The 19,002-nt window shown below is 63.8% G+C and carries 17 protein-coding genes and 2 riboswitches; of the genes, 14 read left to right on the top strand and 3 right to left on the bottom strand.

The annotated features are described in order from the left end of the window. The first annotated feature begins 188 nt into the window (after positions 1-188). Positions 189-1,505, top strand: coding sequence for a hypothetical protein (locus FQ668_RS12180; protein WP_014591582.1), 1,317 nt, complete (start codon positions 189-191; stop codon positions 1,503-1,505). A 114-nt stretch (positions 1,506-1,619) separates the two neighbouring features. Here FQ668_RS12180 and calA read toward each other — a convergent pair whose 3' ends face one another. Next, positions 1,620-2,672 carry a vanillin reductase gene (gene calA, locus FQ668_RS12175; protein ID WP_014591583.1) on the bottom strand — a complete coding sequence of 351 codons (1,053 nt, stop codon included), beginning with the start codon at positions 2,670-2,672 and terminating at the stop codon, positions 1,620-1,622. Positions 2,673-2,853: 181 nt separating this feature from the next. Between calA and FQ668_RS12170 the strand changes: the two genes are divergently transcribed. Continuing rightward, a complete protein-coding gene (locus FQ668_RS12170; protein WP_019437471.1) occupies positions 2,854-3,759 on the top strand; it encodes an AraC family transcriptional regulator in 906 nt (301 codons plus the stop codon). 42 nt (positions 3,760-3,801) lie between these two features. Here the strand turns inward: FQ668_RS12170 and FQ668_RS12165 are convergent, their stop codons facing one another. After that, positions 3,802-4,401: a TetR/AcrR family transcriptional regulator gene (locus tag FQ668_RS12165; RefSeq protein ID WP_014591585.1), complete on the bottom strand. Its 600-nt coding sequence runs from the start codon at positions 4,399-4,401 to the stop codon at positions 3,802-3,804. Between the two features lie 91 nt (positions 4,402-4,492). On the opposite strand from FQ668_RS12165, the gene FQ668_RS12160 reads away from it, so the two are divergent. From FQ668_RS12160 to FQ668_RS12145, 4 genes are all read left to right on the top strand, one after another. Beyond that, positions 4,493-5,089: an NAD(P)H-dependent oxidoreductase gene (locus FQ668_RS12160; protein WP_019437470.1), complete on the top strand. Its 597-nt coding sequence runs from the start codon at positions 4,493-4,495 to the stop codon at positions 5,087-5,089. Between the two features lie 121 nt (positions 5,090-5,210). Beyond that, a complete protein-coding gene (locus FQ668_RS12155) occupies positions 5,211-5,717 on the top strand; it encodes a sigma-70 family RNA polymerase sigma factor (RefSeq protein WP_014591587.1) in 507 nt (168 codons plus the stop codon). Next, positions 5,714-6,688 (top strand): FecR family protein, encoded by a 975-nt coding sequence (locus FQ668_RS12150; RefSeq protein WP_019437469.1) that lies wholly within the window; start codon positions 5,714-5,716, stop codon positions 6,686-6,688. The genes FQ668_RS12155 and FQ668_RS12150 overlap by 4 nt, the downstream gene beginning before the upstream one ends. A 93-nt stretch (positions 6,689-6,781) precedes the next feature. Further along, complete coding sequence (locus FQ668_RS12145; protein ID WP_019437468.1) at positions 6,782-9,214, top strand: TonB-dependent receptor; 2,433 nt, start codon at positions 6,782-6,784, stop codon at positions 9,212-9,214. A gap of 7 nt (positions 9,215-9,221) precedes the next feature. Here FQ668_RS12145 and thpR read toward each other — a convergent pair whose 3' ends face one another. Next, positions 9,222-9,767 carry an RNA 2',3'-cyclic phosphodiesterase gene (gene thpR, locus FQ668_RS12140; RefSeq protein ID WP_014591590.1) on the bottom strand — a complete coding sequence of 182 codons (546 nt, stop codon included), beginning with the start codon at positions 9,765-9,767 and terminating at the stop codon, positions 9,222-9,224. Between the two features lie 158 nt (positions 9,768-9,925). On the opposite strand from thpR, the gene lpxO reads away from it, so the two are divergent. The 8 genes from lpxO to FQ668_RS12100 all read left to right on the top strand — a co-directional run bounded on the left by lpxO (position 9,926) and on the right by FQ668_RS12100 (position 18,968). Continuing rightward, positions 9,926-10,825, top strand: a complete 900-nt coding sequence (lpxO, locus tag FQ668_RS12135) for a lipid A hydroxylase LpxO (RefSeq protein ID WP_014591591.1) — start codon at positions 9,926-9,928, stop codon at positions 10,823-10,825. 118 nt (positions 10,826-10,943) lie between these two features. Next, complete coding sequence (locus FQ668_RS12130) at positions 10,944-11,288, top strand: carboxymuconolactone decarboxylase family protein (protein ID WP_014591592.1); 345 nt, start codon at positions 10,944-10,946, stop codon at positions 11,286-11,288. 78 nt (positions 11,289-11,366) lie between these two features. Beyond that, the gene (locus FQ668_RS12125; protein WP_003250500.1) at positions 11,367-11,936 is read left to right on the top strand and encodes a GNAT family N-acetyltransferase; all 570 of its coding nucleotides are present in this window, start codon (positions 11,367-11,369) and stop codon (positions 11,934-11,936) included. A 155-nt stretch (positions 11,937-12,091) separates the two neighbouring features. Next, positions 12,092-12,300: riboswitch (cobalamin riboswitch) on the top strand. A 108-nt stretch (positions 12,301-12,408) separates the two neighbouring features. Beyond that, a complete protein-coding gene (locus tag FQ668_RS12120; protein ID WP_026031869.1) occupies positions 12,409-14,535 on the top strand; it encodes a TonB-dependent siderophore receptor in 2,127 nt (708 codons plus the stop codon). A gap of 117 nt (positions 14,536-14,652) precedes the next feature. Beyond that, positions 14,653-15,819, top strand: a complete 1,167-nt coding sequence (locus FQ668_RS12115) for a DUF1624 domain-containing protein (RefSeq protein ID WP_014591594.1) — start codon at positions 14,653-14,655, stop codon at positions 15,817-15,819. Positions 15,820-15,847: 28 nt separating this feature from the next. Continuing rightward, a riboswitch (cobalamin riboswitch) is annotated at positions 15,848-16,046 on the top strand. Between the two features lie 110 nt (positions 16,047-16,156). Next, positions 16,157-17,167 carry an ABC transporter substrate-binding protein gene (locus FQ668_RS12110; RefSeq protein WP_019437466.1) on the top strand — a complete coding sequence of 337 codons (1,011 nt, stop codon included), beginning with the start codon at positions 16,157-16,159 and terminating at the stop codon, positions 17,165-17,167. Next, positions 17,167-18,183: an iron ABC transporter permease gene (locus FQ668_RS12105; RefSeq protein ID WP_019437465.1), complete on the top strand. Its 1,017-nt coding sequence runs from the start codon at positions 17,167-17,169 to the stop codon at positions 18,181-18,183. The genes FQ668_RS12110 and FQ668_RS12105 overlap by 1 nt, the downstream gene beginning before the upstream one ends. After that, positions 18,180-18,968, top strand: coding sequence for an ABC transporter ATP-binding protein (locus FQ668_RS12100; protein ID WP_019437464.1), 789 nt, complete (start codon positions 18,180-18,182; stop codon positions 18,966-18,968). Before FQ668_RS12105 ends, FQ668_RS12100 begins: the two co-directional genes overlap by 4 nt. The last annotated feature ends 34 nt before the right edge of the window (positions 18,969-19,002 follow it).

The following is a 19,002-nucleotide window of genomic DNA, read 5'->3' as shown; positions in this document are numbered from 1 at the left end:
CCGCAGACAAAGCAACAGGTCGCACGCCAGCCACCCGCTTGCAGGGGTGCCAACGTACGTTTTGTTATGGATAGGAATGCCCGGCATGGTACGCGTCAAGCTGGGGCCTCACAACCGCAGGGCAGGCAGAAGGAGTACCATGCGCGCTTTGTGTGAAACGCGCGTGCAACAAGGAGCCCGATCCGCTCATGGACAAGCAGCACCCCCAGCAGCAGTGGCAGCAGGCAGTCATCGCCTATGCCCAGGCCGTCAACGACTACGTCGCGCAGGGCCGTGCGCACGGCTGGGACAACCTCGAAGAGCCGCAGGCACCCGCCACCGAACACCTGCTCGACGCTTGGCTGGCAGCCCTGCAGGCAGCCAACCGCCCTGGCATGGACGAACCGCAGCGTCAGGCATTTCGCGAGGCCTGGCCACCCGCACACCACCCCTTGATACCTATGCTCGAAGACCACGGCCAAGGCATCAGCCATGTCCTGCTGCTGGAAGATGGCAGCCTGCTGGCCCGCATCGGTATGCCTTACGACAAGGGCCAGGTGGTGCGTATCGATCACCATGGGGTAACCCCGGTCATCGGCATCGAACACTTTGGCCGTTGCCCGGCGCGGCGCTATTTCGCCCTGGCCAATGCCGAGGGCGTGCGTGTGACCGATGGCTGGGGCGGCCCGCAAGTGCAGCGCCTGGCCTGGCCTACGGGGCTGGAGGGGTTGCCGCCAGGTTACCCGTTCGAGCCGTTCGACCTGCCGCCCACACCGACCGCGCTGATCCCCTTCCCCGATGGCCAGCGAGTGCTGCTGGTGAGTGCCGAAGGTATCTTCGTGCTGGCCACTCAAGGTGCGACTCGCTTGCTGCCACAGCAGGCACGCGTGCTCGATGAGCTGGCCGAGGGCACCGACCCGGACGACATCAGCCTGGGGCTGAGCATGGAGCATGGTGCGGTGTCGGCGGATGGCCGGCTGATCGTCGTGGGTGAGCAAGGCAGCCGACACCTTGTTCTGGACGAGCGACTCAAGCCGCTGGCGCACATCGGCCCGGGCAGTGAATACCCGCACTTTGCCTTGTTCAACCGCGCCGGTGACCAGTTGATCGTCAATGCCTGCCATTTCTACAGCGGTGCCACGCTGGCCGTGAGGGTGGCAGACCTGCACGGGCTGGATACCGATTACTACAGCCAGGACCCGCGTACCCCGCTGGTGCAGGATGGTGCAAGGGTGTATGCGGGGGTTGCGCGCGATGGCGAGTACATCGTAGGGGATGCCTATGGCTACCTGCGGGCGTTTGGCGAAGAGGGTACGGAGCATTGGCAGCATTACCTGGGATCGACCATCAGTGCGATGGATATCAGCGCCGACGGACAAACGCTGGTGGCGGCGAGCCATGCGGGGGTTATTTCGGTGATTGCGCTGGATAGCGGGCGGCCCGAGTGGCAGATCGGTACCGGGGCGCACGGCGAGGTGCGGCGATGGTTGTTCTGGAAGGGCTGGGACAAGCCGATGGCCTGGTAAAACGGCTGCATCGGTGCTGCCTGCACGGGCCTCTTCGCGGGCAAGCCCGCTCCTACACAGGGCGGCGTAGGAGCGGGCTTGCCCACGAAGAGGCCCGTGCAGGCAACCGATCCATCAGCCCTGTAACGTGGCCATGTCGATCACGAACCGGTACTTCACATCACCGGCAATCATCCGCTCGTAGGCCTGGTTGATGTTGCGGATATCCAGCATTTCGATATCGCAACGGATGTCGTGCTCGGCGCAGAAGTTCAGTACTTCCTGAGTCTCGGCAATGCCCCCGATCAACGACCCCGCCAGCACCCGGCGCTTCATCACCAGGTTGGCCGCATGCAATGCCGGGTCGATCGGTTCGATCAGGCCGACCAGGATGTGCACACCGTCGAACTTCAGCGTTTCCAGGTACGGGTTGAGGTCGTGCTGCACCGGAATGGTGTCGAGCAGGAAATCGAAACGGCCAGCAGCGGCGCGCATCTGCTCGGCATCGGTGGAGACGATCACATGGTCGGCCCCCTGGCGGCGCGCTTCCTCGGCCTTGGCCTGAGAGCGCGTGAACAGGGTCACTTCCGCCCCAAGGGCCTTGGCCAGTTTGATGCCCATGTGGCCCAGGCCGCCCATGCCGAGGATGCCGATCTTGTGGCCCGGGCCAACGCCGTGGTGCTTGAGCGGCGAATAGGTGGTGATGCCGGCACACAGGATAGGGGCAGCGCTGGGCAGGTCCATGCCGGCCGGTATGCGCACCACGAAGTGCTCGCTGACCACGATGCTGCTGGAGTACCCCCCCATGGTGTTGCTGCCGTCGACCCGGTCCGGGGTGGCGTAGGTCATGGTCGGGCCCTCGAGGCAATACTGCTCCAGGTCCTTGGCGCAGGCTTCACAGGTACGGCACGAGTCGACCATGCAGCCGACGCCTACCAGGTCACCGACCTTGTGCGCGGTGACCTTGTCGCCCACCGCCGTGACCCGGCCGATGATCTCGTGGCCCGGCATCAGCGGGTACACTGCAATGCCCCATTCGTTGCGCGCCTGGTGGATGTCGGAGTGGCACACGCCGCAGTACAGGATGTCGATGGCGACGTCATCCGGGCGCGGGCTGCGGCGTTGGAACGTCATGGGGGCCAGGGGGCTGGTGGGGGTTTGAGCGGCGTAACCGATGGCGGTATACATGCAGGGCCTCGCAGTGAAGTGAAACGATTCAGGCGACGCATTCTGCGCGTCGTTCGCCGCCTCGCCCACGGCTGATTCTCCGGCATGCATGCCTGATTCTCCGAAGGTGTCATCTAACACCTGGCGCCACGCCCTCAATCTGCGATGATCAAACTGTCTGATTCTCTGCCCTTGGTCCACCATGCAACTGACCCGTCACGTCGACGCCAATGCGCCGCTTTGCGCACTGATCCGCAGCCTCGCCACGCGCCCAGGCTTTGTGCCCACGCACCTGCCCCAGGTACAGGTGCTGAGCTGGGACCACTATGTGGCCAGCAGCCCGCAGATCTACGAACCAAGCCTGATGATCCTGGCCCAAGGCAGCAAGCTGGCGCGCCTGGGGCCGCGCACCCTGGAGTACGGCGCCGGGCATTACCTGGTGCAGGCGTTGTCGGTGCCGTTCATGTGCGAAACCTTCGCCACCCCTGACGCGCCATTGCTGGGCGTGGCGGTGGACATCGACCGTGGCGTGCTAGGTGAACTGGTGCAGAGCATGGGCCTGGTGCCGGACGCTGCAGTACAGGCGCAAACACCGCAATCGATGACCTCTGCAGCACTGGATGCGCCAATGCGCGAAAGTGTGGAACGGCTGCTGCACTGCCTGCAGGACCCGCTTGACGCCAAGGTACTGGGCCCGGCGCGCGTACGCGAGGTGCTGTATACCGCGCTGCGCAGCCCGCAGGCCGGTGTGTTGCGAGCACTGGTGGAGCAACAGGGGCACTTCGCCCGCATCGGCGCCGCCCTCGCCCACCTGCGCGAGCACTACGCCGAACCGCTGAGCGTGGAGGCACTGGCCGCGCGGGCCAACATGAGCGTTTCGACCTTCCATGAACACTTCAAGCGCTGCACCGACATGGCACCGATGCAGTACCTCAAGCGCTTGCGGCTACTCAAGGCGCAGCAGATGCTGATCGGCGAAGGCCTGGGAGTAGCGCAGGCAGCGCACCGGGTGGGCTATCAGAGCACCTCGCAGTTCAGTCGCGAGTACAAGCGCCAGTTCGAGCGCAGCCCGGGGGATGAACAGCCCTATCTGAGCTTGCCTGTGTAGCGAAGCCAGTTTATCAAGCATGCCCACACAGTGGTCGGCGCTTTATGTTTGCCGTTCGACCATGGCGATAATTGCGGCCTTGAGCTCAGCCTTGGCCTGCCCGGCCTCCAGTTCCCCTGCTGCAGCCGCCTGGGACAGTGCATCCGCTGCCCCCACCAGCAGGCGCATGCCGGCAACCCCAACATTGCCGCTGGGCGAAAACCCGGCCAAGGCTTCACGGCACTTGTCCAGGAACGGCTGCTCGTACGCCCGCTTCAGCGCCTCCATTTCCGGCGACCCGGCCAGCGCTGCCGACACCCCAGGTATCTCCCGGCCCTGGCTCATTACGCAGTCCACGTAGGCCTCGGCGATCACCCGGGCGCGGCTGGCCAGGCTGGCTTCACAGCTGGCCAAGGCTCGCGCCAGCATCTGCGACTGACGCGCATCGTATTCCTGATAAAGCGCCATCAGCAGCCCGTTGCGGGTCTCGAAATGGTCGTAGACCACCGGCTTGGTCACCCCCGCCTGTTCGGCCAGGCGGCCCAGGCTCAAGGCATCGGTACCCTCCTCCCGCACCAATTGCCAGGCCATATCCAGCAACTGCCTGCGTCGGTCGTCGCGGCTCAGGCGCTTGCGGGAACGTGCTTGATCATCGCTTGACATCGATTACCTACCAAAAGTAACTTACTAATCGTAACTTACCTGGAGTATATAACGCTTCAGACCACCCTGCATCCTTGAATGGAGAGCCACCATGCACGCTCTTATCGTCGTCGGTCACCATGACCCGCAATCCCTCACCCACGCGCTGGCCCGGCAGGTTGCCGACGGCCTGGCCAGCGTCGGCCACAGCAGCGAAATCGCCGACTTGGCCAGCGAAGGCTTCGACCCCCGCTTCAGCCTGGCAGACCATGCCGTGCACCGCCGGCTGGCAGCACCGCCGGCCGATGTACTCAACGAGCAGGTACGCATCGAGCGCGCCGATGCCCTGGTGCTGGTCTATCCGATCTACTGGTGGTCGCTGCCGGCCTTGCTCAAGGGCTGGGTCGAGCGGGTATTCAGCAACGGCTGGGCGTTCGACTATGAAGGGGGCACCACGGTCAAGAAATTGCGCGGCATGAAGGTACACCTGGTCGGCATTGCAGGTGCCGATGCAGGCACCTTCGAGCGGCATGGCTATGGCGAGGCGATGCGCGTGCAGATCGAGCACGGCATCTTCGACTATTGCGGCGCAGAAGTACTCAGTTCCACATTGCTGGATGACAGCGAAGGGTCTGACCAACTTCCCCACTTGCACCACGCACACGCTTTGGGCAAAAAACTGTTTGCAAATTGCCTGGCCGCAGCCTGAACCGACACAGTGCCGCTACTCAAGTAGCGGCAGCCTCAGTTCTGCAAGCCACCCATTGCAGGAAATCAGACGACCCGGCTACCATTGAGAACGATTCACACTCACAGCCGGAAGCCAGGCGTTGGACAGCACATCGACCCGTAAACTGGGCTTTTTCTTCAGCGACCACCATCGCTGGTTGCTCCAGCACATCCAGAAACGCCTGCGCAACCACACCGACGCCGAGGACACCGCCGCCGAAACGTTCTGCCAGATGCTCAGCGCACGTGTCGACCCAGACAGCATTCAGCAGCCTCGCGCCTACCTCACCGTCATCGCCCGTCGGCTGATCTTCGATCGCCATCGCCGTCGCCAGCTCGAGCAGGCCTACCTGGAGCACCTGGCTCTGCTGCCTGAGGCCGTAGCACCATCGGCCGAGGAGCAACTGCTGCTGATCGAGGCCCTGGTGAGCATCGATCAGGCACTGGACGGCTTGCCGGCAGTCGTCAAAGCCACCTTCCTATACAGCCAGCTCGACGGCATGCACTACGCCGACATCGCGGCAAAGCTGCAGATCAGTGAACGCTCTGTCAGCCGCTACATGAAACAGGCGCTGCGCCAATGTTACCTGTGCGAGGTGCAGGCATGAGCAGGCCTGCCTTGGACCGGGTCAGCGAGCAGGCCATCGACTGGATGGTCGAGCTCAGGGCCGCTACGCCTGACCCGGCGCTGCTGCAACGGGTCAGGCTGTGGCTGCAGCAAGACCCCGCTCACCAACAGGCCTGGAACCGCCTGGAGCAACGCCTTGGCCATCCGTTCGCGGCGTTGCTCGCCCTGGATCAGCGGTCCCCTGGCCAAGCAGCAGAGGCACGCCGATTGCTGATGCAGCCTACTCGCTCACGGCGTGACGTAGTTGGCGTCATGGCCAGTCTGGGGCTGTTCGGCGCGGCGCTGTGGGGTGGATGGCGCAGCGACACCACCCAAGGATGGCTGGCCGATTTGCACACGGGCCTTGGCGAGCGGCGCAACTTTACCTTGGCAGACGGCAGCCGCCTGAGCCTGAACAGCGCCAGTGCGGTCGACGTGCAGTTCGATGCCGGACAGCGCCTTCTGGTGCTGCGTCACGGCGAGTTGCTGATCCAGGTTGCGCGCGATCCGTTGCGCCCCTTGCGCGTGCGCACCGCGCAAGGGCAAGTGCAGGCGTTGGGGACGCGGTTTCTGGTCAGCCAGGAGCAGGACGCCACACGTGTTGTGGTACTGCAGCACAGCGTCCGCGCCAGTCTGGCCAATGGACAGTGGGCGGAGCTGCAGCAAGGGCAGGCTGCCCTGCTACGGAACAACACCATAGAACGCCTGACAGGCGAGCAACAGCAACGTGCTGCATGGCTGGAGGGCCGCCTGGAGGTCCTCGACCAGCCTCTGCATGTGGTGATCGACGCGCTGCGCCCCTACCAGCGCGGCTACATCCGGCTCGCCCCCGCGGCACGCGATCTGCGGGTGCAGGGCGTATTTCATCTGGACCAGCCACAGCAAGCGTTGAAGGCGTTGGCCGAGGCCCTTCCAATCAGCGTGCAGCGCTATGGCCAATGGCTGATGTTGATCGACCTGAAATCCGCCTGATAAAAATATTTATCAAAATCATTCGCAATCGTGGCAAGTTTTCTTTGCTCATCCCACATACCTCCTGACAGCCACTTCATTCGGGAGTAATCCGTGTACAACCCCTTGCCCCGCGCCCTGCCTCTGGTCGCTGCCCTGGCCAGCTTCAACGTGCTTGCCCAGGCGCAGACCCAAGTGTTCGACCTGCCACCCGCCAGCCTGGCTCACACGCTCAACCGCATCGCCAGCCAGAGCGGCCACATCATCGCGCTGGAGCCAGCACTGGTGCGCGGCAAGCAGGCACCTGCCGTGGTCGGCCACATGAGTGCCGAGCAGGCCATGCAAGCTGCGCTGGCCGGTAGCGGCTTGCAGTTGTGGGTTTCCGCCGAGGGCCATTTCAGTGTGGCGGCTGGCAATCTGGGCAGCGACGTCATGGAACTGGGCAGCACCAGCATCACCGACAACTATGTGGGTGCAACCAGCGAAGGCACCGGGTCGTATGCCGCCCGCGCGGTGACCCTGGGCAAAGGCACGCACACCCTCAAGGAGATTCCCCAGTCAGTCACCGTCATCACGCGCAAGCAACTGGATGACCAGGGCATCACCGACTTGCAGGACGCGCTTAACCACACCACGGGCATTGTCGGCGCGCAGGGCATTGGCCCTGGCGTGGTCGTGACCTCGCGTGGCTTTCAGATTGATGACTGGCAATACGACGGTGTGCCAATTACGCGAAACAACTATTCGCTGGGCAACTGGGCAACCCAGGACCTGGTGTTCTTCGACCGGGTGGAAGTGCTGCGCGGTGCTTCGGGCCTGTTGCAAGGCACCGGCAGCCCAGGTGGCGCAATCAACCTGGTGCGCAAGCGTGGCCAAACGGCGCCGGCCGTTACGCTGACAGGCAAAGCTGGCTCCTGGGACCACTATGGCCTGCAGCTGGATGCCGGCGGCCCGCTGACGACCGACGGCCGTGTGCGCGGGCGACTTGTCGCTGACGAGGACCAAAGCGACAGCTTCATCGATTATGTCTGGAGCAAAAACCATTCGCTGTACGGCTCGCTGGACATCGACCTGACCGATGCGACGACAGTGGGCGGCGGCATAAGCTACAACCGTCAGCAGTCCCGGCCGATGCTACGCGGCCTCCCACGCTACGCCAGTGGCAAACCGGTCGACCTGCCGCGTTCGACTTACACCGGCGCCCGCTGGAGCCGCGCAGAAACCGACGTCACCACGTACTACCTGGACCTTGAACACCGCTTCAACGATGACTGGACCTTCAAGGCCGCAGCCGTACGCATGGATGAAACCAACACATCCACCCACCAGCGCGTGCAAAGCACCCGCCAGGGCGTTGCGCCTGACGGCAGCGGCATCACCTACGCCGACTGGCTCACCGATTTTCACTCGACCAAGCTGGGCCTGGACATGAACGTGGTAGGCCACTTCAACACCGGTCCCCTGGCCCACGAAATCACCGTGGGAGGCAACTATTCCAAACTGACGTCGGATGACGCCTATTGGCGCAACTTCGACGCCGGCGGCAACATCTTCGACATCGACCATGACCGCCCGGAGCCCAGCCGCGACAGCGTATTCGATGGCGACGCTGCACGCTCCAACAGGGCCAGCTACGACATCCGCCAGAAGGGCCTGTATGGCGCCTGGCGCATCAAGCCTACCCAGGATCTGACTTTGATCCTCGGCACGCGTGTCAGCTGGTTCGACTACAGCTGGGATTCGATCGACTTCGAGAGCCTGACCGACGCCGGTACCCGCTACCCCACCAGCCGCATGACCGAAACGGGCCAAGTCACCCCTTATGCCGGCTTTGTCTATGACCTGACCCGCGAATGGGCCTGGTACGCTAGCTACACCGACGTGTTCGTACCGCAAACCGAACGCGCCGTGGGCAATGCGCCGCTCAAACCGGTGATCGGCAGCAACTACGAAACGGGTTTGAAGGGCGAACTGCTCGAAGGCCGGGTCAACGCCTCGATCGCACTGTTTCGCTACGACCAGGAAAACCGCGCCGTCACCGACGTAGCCTCGGGCTTCGCCTGCGATGACTGGTACTGCTCCACCGCAGCGGGCAAGGTGCGCAGCCAAGGCGTTGAAGCCGAAATCAGCGGCGAAGTGCTGAGTGGCCTGCAGCTGTTCGCAGGCTACACCTACAACACCACCAAGTTCCTCGATGACCCTGACGAGAAAGGCCGCACCTTCAGCCAGTGGACACCCAAGCACATGCTGCGTGCATGGACCGATTACACCCTGCCACTGGACGGCCAGCGCTGGAGCACCGGCCTGGGCTTCACCACCCAGAGCCACACCCTCGGCTACGAGCGTACCTACACCGTGCCTGGCTATACCGTGTGGAGCGCACGCCTGGCGTACCAGCTAACCCCCGAAGTGAACCTTGCCGTCAACGCCAACAACCTGTTCGACAAGAAGTACTGGGTTGCAGGCTTCAACCAGCTCAATGGCAGCAACAACTATGGCGAGCCACGCAACTTCATGCTGACGGTGAAATACACCCCGCAACTCTGACCCCGGGTCAGCCTGCCAGCGGCCACTGCGCCAAGGGCCGGTAAGCGCCCTTGCGCGACTCGTAAAGCGTGAAGTGGCGCGCGCTGAGGTAGAACTCCGGCGCGCTGCTGGCCTCGGGTGGTTGCCCGCGGTAATCCCTGGACAGGGTCAAGTGTGGCCGATACTCACGGTTGGCCGCCTCCCCCCCCAACGGCAGCAGTGCCTGCTGCAAGCCGTACACCAGTTGCAACAGGGCTGGCGGTGTCTGCTGTGGCTCCAGCACCAGCGCGCCGGCCCGCTGCCACACCTGCAAGCGGTCAAGCAGAAGCCGCGGTGCCATGGCCGGCAGCGCCAGTTGATCGACTGCCGCACAGATCGAAGGCACCTGGGCGGTATCTACATCGCCGAGGAACAACAGCGTGACGTGGAAGTTGGCCGCCGGCACCGGTTTGCCACTGCGCAGGTTCAGCCCGCGCCGCCACTGGGCCAGGTCACGGCGCTGCGCGTCGCTGACCGGCAAGGCGAAGAACAGCCGCTTGAACGGGCTACCGCTGGGACGTATATCCTGAACCATACAAACTCCCTGACATGAAACGTTTGCGCAAGGCGGTAGGGTATTACACCAATGTCGCCCCGCAGTTTCATAACAATAAGTACAAACTACCCCCATGATTGTTTATGCTGGCGGGCTCATGCCTCGGAGCATGGCCATTTTTCGACAAGTAAACGTCCATGAAAATTGCACTCGTACTTATCTTCGTCTTCTCGATCGCCTATGTTCACCTGCGCGGTCGGGTTCGCCACAAGCTGACTCGCCAGCTGGGCGATCACTCCAGCTTCCTGGCCCCGATCAACACCTTCCTGTACCTGTTCTCCAAACACCCGGCCAAGCCCTACCTGCCGGTCGAGGCCTTCCCAGAACTGAAACCGCTGCAGGACCACTGGCAGGAGATCCGTGAGGAAGGCCGCCAGTTGCTGCACGTAGGCGAAATCAAGAAATCCGACAATTACGATGATGTCGGTTTCAACTCGTTCTTCAAGACCGGCTGGAAACGTTTTTACCTGAAGTGGTATGGCGAAAGCCACCCGTCGGCAATGGCCCTTTGCCCGCGCACGACCGAGCTGTTGCAAGGCATCGGCACGGTCAAGGCCGCCATGTTCGCTACCCTGCCTCCGGGAGCCAAGCTGGTGCGCCACCGTGACCCGTATGCCGGCTCGTACCGCTACCATCTGGGCCTGGACACGCCGAATGACGACGGCTGCTACATCGACGTGGACGGCGAGAAATACGCGTGGCGCGATGGTGAGGGGGTGATCTTCGATGAAACCTACATCCACTATGCGGCCAACACCACCGAGCACAACCGCATCATCCTGTTCTGCGACGTCGAGCGCCCGCTCAAGTACCGCTGGGCAACTGCGTTCAACCGCTGGTTCAGCCGCAACGTGATGGCCGCTGCCGCAGCGCCCAACGATGCCAGCGACAAGACCGGTGGCATCAACCGCCTGTTCACCCGCATCTACAAGATCCGCGAACGTGGCAAGGCGCTGAAAAAGCGCAACCGCATGCGCTACTACCTGGAAAAATGGGCAGTGGTCGCGGCGTTGGTGCTGGTGTTCATCTACATCTGAAGGCTCAACGCAGGCCACTGTACGAGTGGCCTGCGTTTACCCACCAAAGTACCGCCTCGCACGTGCCACGCTTCGACTAGCCTGAAAGCTCCACTCGCAACCCTCCAAGGTGAAGACGATGAGCATGATGGACTGGGACGCCTACCGTAAGCAGTTGATGGCCGGCATCGGCGATCTCAAGCAACTCTCCCCCGACACCGTAGCCGGCTACATGACCGCCAGCGGTGCAGGCGCCAAGACCAACCACCTGGATGCCAAGACCCGCGAGCTGATCTCCTTGGCCGTGGCTGTGACCACCCGCTGCGACGGCTGTATCGCCGTGCATTCGCAACAGGCCGTCAAAGCGGGTGCCAGCCGCGAGGAAATTGCCGAGGCCCTCGGCGTGGCCGTGGCCATGAACGCCGGTGCCGCGCTGGTGTACTCGGCCCGCGCAATGGACGCGGTGGGCAAGGCCAACGGTTGAGCACAAACGGCGTCGGCGCCCTTGCGCGACGGCGCCGCGCCACCCACACTGGGCGGCTCACCCCGCGCAGGAACCCGCATGATCCACATTCGCCCCATGACGCCGGAAGATTTCGATCGTTTCTGGCCCACCTTCCAGGCCATTGTCCAAGCCCGTGAAACCTACGCTTTCGACCCGGCGCTGAGCTTCGAGCAGGCCCGCCAGCTGTGGCTGGAGCTGCCCTTGCACACGCTGTTGGCCGAAGAAGATGGCGAGCTACTGGGGTCGTATTACCTCAAGCCCAATGCTGCCGGGCCTGGTGCGCATGTGGGCAATTGCGGCTACATGGTCTGCGAACAGGCGCGCGGCCGGGGCGTGGCGCGCTTGATGTGCGAGCACTCGCAAAAGCTGGCGCGCCAGGAAGGCTTTCTGGCATTGCAGTTCAACTCGGTGGTAGCCACCAACGCAGTGGCCGTGGCGCTATGGCACAAGCTGGGCTTTGAAACAGTCGGCCGTTTGCCCAAGGCCTACCGTCATGCCCGCCTGGGGCTGGTGGACTGCCTGGTGATGTACAAATGGCTGGCGGATGAGCCGGTGGTGGAGAAGCCGCCGCTGCTGATCGGGCGCAAGAACATCGAGGCACGGGTATCGCGGCGCCGCGGGCGCTAGCTTTTCAGGCAAGCCTGCCTCCCCAGCCAACTCATCACGCTGGGGCCTGATGTTCTTGCCGAATGGGGCTCCGGCGCCGAAAGAACGCACAACCTGTTGTTTTTTCTCAGCATTCACAGCACACCAACATTTGACGCCCCAGCCTTTCAATGGTCAGATGCGCGTCAGTTTCAGGTGCCCTGCGCCGCCGCGCGCAGGGTGAAACGGGAAACCGGTGCGTCGTGTTGCCCACGACAAGTCCGGTGCTGCCCCCGCAACGGTAAGCGAGTGAACCCTTCGAGATACCACTGTGCTCAAGCATGGGAAGGTGAAGGTTTCATGCCCCTCGCAAGCCCGGAGACCGGCCTGGAGCTTCACTTGGCAACCCGCGGTGGGCGGGCGCAGGCCGGAATCCGTGCGCGCGCCTGCCTGCATGGTTCGCCTTTGCGTGTTTTCCACCGGGATCCATTCATTCCTGCAGCAGTGGAACGACATGTCCCGTATGTTCAAGCTTCACCCCCTGGCGGCCTGCCTGGCCGTTGCCCTGCCGGCGCTGGCTGATGACCGCGACCCGCAGCCTCTGGCCCTGCCTTCCACGGCCATCACCGACACCCTGGACAGCCGCACCATCGACCTGGCCACGCCGACCCGGGCCGGCTCGCGCCTTGGCCTCAGCGCCATGGAAACACCGGCCAGCACCAGCAGTATCAGCGAACGGCAGATTCAGCAGCGCAACAACATCACGGTGCAGGATGCAGTGACCCGCTCGCCGGGCATCACCTTCGTCGGCTCCCCGGGGGACGGCGGTACAGGCCTGTCTGCCCGCGGCTTTGCCGGCCACAGCTCAGTGATGACCCTGTTCGACGGCGCGCGCCTGTACACCGGTGCCGGCACACAGACCTTCCCGGTCGACCCGTGGATGGTCGAACGCATCGAGGTGATTCGCGGCCCGGCCTCGGTAGTGCATGGCGAAGGCGCCACCGGCGCAGTGATCGACGTAATCCCGAAAAAACCTTTTGCCGGCGAGGTGCGCAACCACCTGCGCCTGGGTTACGGCTCGTGGGACCGCCAGCAGCTCGGCCTGGACAGCGGCGGCAGCCTCAGCGAGCGCCTGAGCTACCGCCTGACGCTGAACCAACAGGCCGGCAATGGCTGGGTCGACCGCACCGCTTCACGTAGCCTGGCCCTGAGCGCCGCGCTGCGTTTTGACGCCAGTGATGACCTCAGCTTCACGCTGGCCCATGACCGCGGCGATGCACAACCTGCCAACTACTACGGTACCCCGCTGATCGACGGCCACTACCACAGCAGCCTGCGCAAAAAGAACTACAACGTGCAGAATGACGTGCAGCAGTACGTTGATGAATGGACCCGGCTCACGACCGACTGGGCGTTGAACGACCAGCTCAGCGCCAGCAACCAGCTGTACTACATCAAAAGCCGCCGCCACTGGCGCAACGCCGAGGACTACAGCTGGGACGCCGGGCGTCAGCAGTTGCTGCGCGGCAGCTACCTGGAAATCAAGCACAACCAGGAACAGTTCGGCGACCGTCAAACCTTCACCTTCGACCACACCCTGTTCGGCCTGGCCAGCAAGACCGTGCTCGGTGCCGAGTACAACAAGGTGCGATTCAACGTCGACAGCAATTCACCCTACAACGATGTGGGCGGCGACTACCTCGACCCGTGGCAGCCGCAGCCCGGCGGGTTCCATAGCGACTCGCCGTTGCGGCCGCAAACGCTCTCGACCACCCATACCTTTGCCCTGTTTGCCGAGAACCGCCTGCAATTGAGCGATCGCCTGTCTTTGGTTACCGGCGTGCGTCGCGACCAGAACCACATCGACCGCAACAACTTGACCAACGACAGCCGCAGCGATCGCAGCCTGCACGGGGGCAACTGGCGCGTCGGGCTGGTGTACGCACTCAACGACGACCTGTCGTTGTACGGCCAGTACTCGACCAGTGAGGACGGGGTCAACAACCTCATCAGCCTCAGCCCCGCGCAGATGAACTATGACCTGACCGAGGCGAAGCAGACCGAGGCAGGTCTCAAGCAGCGCTTTTGGGAGGGACGTGGCGAATGGACGCTTGCCGCCTACCACATCGTCAAGAAAAAGCTGCTGGTGGACGACCCGATCACCCACGAGAAGCAACAAGCCGGGCAGCAGACCTCCGATGGCCTGGAAGCGACGCTGGAGCTGGCCCTGGCCCATCAGTGGCAGGTGTCGGCCAACGCATCGCTGGTACGCGCCAAGTACGACGACTTCGACGAAATGGTCGGCGGCCTGCCGCAGGACCGCGCAGGCAACCGGCCGGCCAACGTGCCACGGCGTACCGCCAACCTCTGGTTGAGTAAAGGCTTCGGCCAGCAGGTCGAGGCCGGCATTGGGGCGCGCTATGTGGATGAGCGTTATGCCGATACCGCCAATACCCAGAGCGCCCCCGGGTACACCGTGGTCGATGCCAACATCGCCTGGCAGGTGTTGCCGGATGTGAAATTGGGGTTGCAGTTGAACAACCTGTTCGATCGCGAGTATGTGCAGGCGGCGTTCAGCGGGCAGCAGTGGTTGATGGGGATACCACGGTCGTACTTCGCGACGGTGGATTACAGCTTCTGATCTGGGTGGCTTGTGCCGCGAGAGCCCGGCACTGGCCACACAAAAACCCCTACCCCTCTTTCATCGCCTTGTTATACGATAACGTTTCACATGACATCAATTCCTATTAGATACCCCATGACAAGTGCCAGCGCCACGCCCACGCTGATCACCCAGCGCCTGCAGAGCATCGATGCCCTGCGCGGCCTGGTGATCCTGTTCATGCTCCTGGACCATGTCCGCGAGACTTTCCTCCTGCACCGCCAGGTCAGCGACCCCATGGCCATAGACACCACGGAACCGGCGCTTTTCTTCAGCCGCACCCTCGCCCACCTGTGTGCGCCTGTGTTCGTCCTGCTGACCGGTCTTTCGGCCTGGCTGTATGGCGAGAAGCATCAGGGCCGTGGCGACGTCTCGGCGTTCCTGTTCAAACGCGGGCTGTTCCTGGTGGTGCTGGAGTTCACCCTGGTCAACTTCGCCTGGACCTTCCAGTTGCCCCCGAGCGTGATCTATCTGCAAGTGATCTGGGCCATCGGCGTCAGCATGATCGCCCTGTCGCTGCTGGTGTGGCTGCCGCGCGCCGCGCTGCTCGCCCTTGGCGCCAGCATCGTCGCCGGCCACAACCTACTCGACGGCCTGCACTTTGGCGTGGATTCAGCCCTGCATGTGCCGTGGGCAATCCTGCATGATCGCGGCTGGCTGGCGTTTTCCGAAAACCTGCACCTGCGCACGTCTTACCCGGTACTGCCGTGGATCGGCGTCATCGCCTTGGGTTACGGCCTGGGGCCCTGGTTCGCCCGCGGCAGCGATGCCGGCCAGCGCCAGCAAAACCTGCTGGTGGCAGGTTTGCTCGCGCTGCTTGGCTTTGTCCTGCTGCGCATGTTCAACGGTTACGGTGAGGCACCCTGGAGCGGTTACCCAACCTTCACGCAAACCCTGATGAGCTTCTTCAACATCACCAAATACCCACCGTCGCTGCTGTTCCTGACCCTGACCCTGGGCTGCGGCCTGCTGCTGTTACGCGCTTTCGAGCGGGCCGGCCAGGCGCGCTGGATCACTGCCCTGGCGGTGTTCGGTGCGGCACCGATGTTCTTCTATCTGCTGCACCTGTATGTGCTGAAGCTGCTGTACCTGGCCTGCGTGGCGCTGTTCGGGCTCAACCATGGCGACTACTTCGGTTTCGACGGTGTTGCAGCGATATGGCTGGGCGCAGTACTGCTGGCGGTTTCGCTGTACCTGCCGGTGCGCGGGTTCGCCCGCCTGAAGCAGCGTCGCCGTGACATCCGTTGGCTGAAGTACTTCTGAAAAGCGTTTTCACCTGGTGACGCGATGGTCTACCATGCGGGCCGCCGGTTTCCACCACGGAACTAACAGGGAATCCCAGGCCTGCCAATACGGGCCAAACGGAACTGCCCCCGCAACTGTAGGTGCCGAGCCTGCTCCATCGATGCCACTGGGCCTACCGCCCGGGAAGGCCGGAGCCGGGCCGTGACGCACCAGTCAGGAGACCTGCCGGCCTACATTCACCAACCGGCGGGGTGTCCGGGATTGGCCATCCGTGTTGCCCCAGCCACCCGCTGGGGCTCGGCGATGCCTGTCCGTGCGTTCCTCACCAGAACTGTCCGATAGGAGATCGCCCAGCATGCTGCCCCGTTTCGCCACCCTGCTCGCTGGCCTAGGCTTCACTGGCCTGGCCCAGGCCGCTGCCACCCACTATCCGCTGACGGTCGACAACTGCGGCAAGCCGCAGGTTTTTGCCCAGGCGCCGCAGCGCGCCGTCACCATCGGCCAGGCCGGTACCGAGCTGCTCTATGCCCTGGGGCTGGGTGACAAGCTGGCGGGCACCTCGCTGTGGTTCAACAACGTATTGCCGGAATACCAGGCGGTGAACGCCAAGGTGCCGCGCCTGGCCGACAACGACCCCAGCTTCGAGGCGGTGGTCGGCAAGCGCCCGCAGCTGGTCGCGGCGCAGTTCGAATGGATGGTCGGTGCCCAGGGCGTGGTCGCCACCCGCGAGCAGTTCGATGAGCTGAAGATCCCCACCTACGTGCTGCCATCGGACTGCGAGGGCAAGGACAACCTGGTCGGTGCAGACGGCACCCGCCTGCAAGCGTTCCAGGTAGACAGCATCTACAAGAGCGTCAGCCAACTGGCCGAGATCTTCGACGTTCAGGACCGCGGCGCGGCACTGAACGCCGAGTTGCAAGGGCGCCTCGACAGCGCCAGGGCACAACTGGCCGGCAAGGACCTGTCGGCAACTTCGGCGCTGTTCTGGTTCTCCAGCGCCGACCTGGACATCGATCCCTATGTGGCCGGCCGCCAGGGTGTCGCCGACTTCATGTTGCGCACCCTCGGTGTGCGCAACGTGGTCGAGTCCAGCGAAGAATGGCCAAGCGTAGGCTGGGAAACCCTGGCCAAGGCCAATCCGACCTGGCTGATCATCGCGCGCATGGACCGCCGCCGTTTCCCCGCCGACGACTACCAGAAAAAACTCGAATTCCTGCGCAGTGACCCGGTAACCCGCAACATGGACGCGGTAAAGCACGACCGCATCATTATCCTCGACGCCGACGCCATGCAGGCCGGCATCCGCCTGTTCCGCGGCGTGCAGACGCTGTCCACGGCCTTCGCCAGCGGTAAAGCAGCCCTGTGATGATCCGCCTTTTACCCTGCATCGCGGTTGCCCTGGCCGCTCTGTTGGCCGCCCTGCTGGCCGGTACCGCCATTGGCGAAACCAACCTGTCGCCCAGCGTGGTTGGCCAGGTGCTGGCCAACCACCTGTGGCAAGCCGCCTACCCGGTGGACCCGATCGACGCCGGCATCGTCTGGAACTACCGCCTGACCCGCACCCTGGTCGCGGCCGCTTGCGGCGCCGGGCTGGCCACCTGCGGTGTCATCCTGCAGGCGATGTTGCGCAACCCACTGGCCGAGCCCTACCTGCTAGGGCTGTCTGCCGGTGCCTCGACCGGCGCGGTGCTCGTCGGCCTGCTGGGCCTGGGTAGCCTGGCATTAAGCATGTCCGCAGGGGCTTTCATCGGTGCCGGTGCCGCATTCGCCCTGGTGCTGGTGCTGGCCCGCGCGGCCGGCCCCAGCAGCAACAATGCACAGGTCATCCTTGCCGGTATCGCCGGCTCGCAGCTGTTCAATGCACTGACAGCCTTCCTGATCACCAAGTCGGCCACCGCCGAACAGGCGCGCGGCATCCTGTTCTGGCTGCTGGGCAACCTGAGCGGCGTGCGCTGGCCTTCGGTGTGGCTGGCCGTACCGGTGGCGGTTTTCGGCTTGCTGGTGTGCCTGTGGCATCGCCGTGCGCTGGATGCCTTTACCTTCGGGGCCGATTCGGCCGCCTCGCTGGGCATCCCGGTGCGGCGCACCCAGTTGCTGCTGATCAGTTGTGCAGCGCTGGTGACGGCTGTGATGGTGTCCATTGTCGGCGCCATCGGTTTTGTCGGGCTGGTTATACCCCATGCCCTGCGCCTTCTGCTCGGCCCCGGGCACAGCCGTCTGTTGCCCGCCAGCGCACTGGGTGGTGCGCTGTTCCTGATTGCGGCAGACATTCTTTCGCGCACGCTGATCACCGGCCAAGTGATCCCGGTGGGCGTGGTTACGGCGCTGATCGGTGCCCCCGTATTCGCGCTGATTCTGGTCAGCCGTCGGGGGCGCCCATGACAGCCATGGCAACTGTTCGCATCTCTCCGCTGACCTGCCATGGGCTGGGGCTGCAACTGGCCGGCAATACCGTGCTCAGCGATATCGACCTTCGCGTTGTCGCCGGTGAAACCCTGGGCATCGTCGGCCCCAACGGCTCGGGTAAATCTTCGCTGTTGAAGTTGCTGGCAGGGCTGCGCACACCCGCCTGCGGCAGCGTGCAGCTCCTGGGTGAGCCATTGGCACAGATGCCCCGCCGACGTGTTGCCCAGGCGCTGGCGCTGGTCGAGCAGCAGGCCGACACCCTCGATGCGATCAGTGTGTTCGACGCGGTTGCCTTGGGCCGTACGCCGTGGCTCTCGGCCCTGGCACCGTTCTCCCGGCAAGACTGCGCCATCGTCGAGCAAGCCCTGGCCGACCTCGACGCCCTGCACCTGCGCACGCGCCAGTGGGGGTCGCTGTCCGGTGGCGAGCGCCAGCGTGTGCACATCGCCCGCGCGCTGGCCCAACGGCCGCAGGTGCTGCTGCTGGACGAACCGACCAACCACCTGGACATTCAGCATCAGCTAAGCCTGCTGCAACAAGTGCAGGCGCTGCCGGTCACCACCCTGGTGGCGCTGCATGACCTCAACCAGGCGCTGACCTGCGACCGTGTCGCGGTTCTCGACAAGGGCCGTCTGGTCGCCCTCGGCAAACCCTTCGAAGTGCTTACCCCAGAGCGCCTGCTGAGCACCTTCGGCGTCCACGCCCACTACCTCATCGACCCTTTCGACGGCGCGCGGATCCTGCGCTTTCGCGCCCCCTGAACCTGGTAGCCTGCCCATGCTCTTGCGTCATCGC

The sequence above is a fragment of the Pseudomonas sp. Kh14 genome (genome assembly GCF_900291005.1).
Lineage (GTDB): Bacteria > Pseudomonadota > Gammaproteobacteria > Pseudomonadales > Pseudomonadaceae > Aquipseudomonas > Aquipseudomonas alloputida.
This window is presented reverse-complemented; position numbering and strand designations above follow the sequence as displayed.

Excerpts from the sequence above, each read along its gene's own strand:
- FQ668_RS12180 (WP_014591582.1), top strand. The coding sequence starts at position 189 with ATGGACAAGCAGCACCCCCAGCAGCAGTGGCAGCAGGCAGTCATCGCC.
- calA (WP_014591583.1), bottom strand. The coding sequence starts at position 2,672 with ATGTATACCGCCATCGGTTACGCCGCTCAAACCCCCACCAGCCCCCTG.
- FQ668_RS12170 (WP_019437471.1), top strand. The coding sequence starts at position 2,854 with ATGCAACTGACCCGTCACGTCGACGCCAATGCGCCGCTTTGCGCACTG.
- FQ668_RS12165 (WP_014591585.1), bottom strand. The coding sequence starts at position 4,401 with ATGTCAAGCGATGATCAAGCACGTTCCCGCAAGCGCCTGAGCCGCGAC.
- FQ668_RS12160 (WP_019437470.1), top strand. The coding sequence starts at position 4,493 with ATGCACGCTCTTATCGTCGTCGGTCACCATGACCCGCAATCCCTCACC.
- FQ668_RS12150 (WP_019437469.1), top strand. The coding sequence starts at position 5,714 with ATGAGCAGGCCTGCCTTGGACCGGGTCAGCGAGCAGGCCATCGACTGG.
- thpR (WP_014591590.1), bottom strand. The coding sequence starts at position 9,767 with ATGGTTCAGGATATACGTCCCAGCGGTAGCCCGTTCAAGCGGCTGTTC.
- lpxO (WP_014591591.1), top strand. The coding sequence starts at position 9,926 with ATGAAAATTGCACTCGTACTTATCTTCGTCTTCTCGATCGCCTATGTT.
- FQ668_RS12130 (WP_014591592.1), top strand. The coding sequence starts at position 10,944 with ATGAGCATGATGGACTGGGACGCCTACCGTAAGCAGTTGATGGCCGGC.
- FQ668_RS12125 (WP_003250500.1), top strand. The coding sequence starts at position 11,367 with ATGATCCACATTCGCCCCATGACGCCGGAAGATTTCGATCGTTTCTGG.
- FQ668_RS12120 (WP_026031869.1), top strand. The coding sequence starts at position 12,409 with ATGTCCCGTATGTTCAAGCTTCACCCCCTGGCGGCCTGCCTGGCCGTT.
- FQ668_RS12115 (WP_014591594.1), top strand. The coding sequence starts at position 14,653 with ATGACAAGTGCCAGCGCCACGCCCACGCTGATCACCCAGCGCCTGCAG.
- FQ668_RS12110 (WP_019437466.1), top strand. The coding sequence starts at position 16,157 with ATGCTGCCCCGTTTCGCCACCCTGCTCGCTGGCCTAGGCTTCACTGGC.
- FQ668_RS12105 (WP_019437465.1), top strand. The coding sequence starts at position 17,167 with ATGATCCGCCTTTTACCCTGCATCGCGGTTGCCCTGGCCGCTCTGTTG.
- FQ668_RS12100 (WP_019437464.1), top strand. The coding sequence starts at position 18,180 with ATGACAGCCATGGCAACTGTTCGCATCTCTCCGCTGACCTGCCATGGG.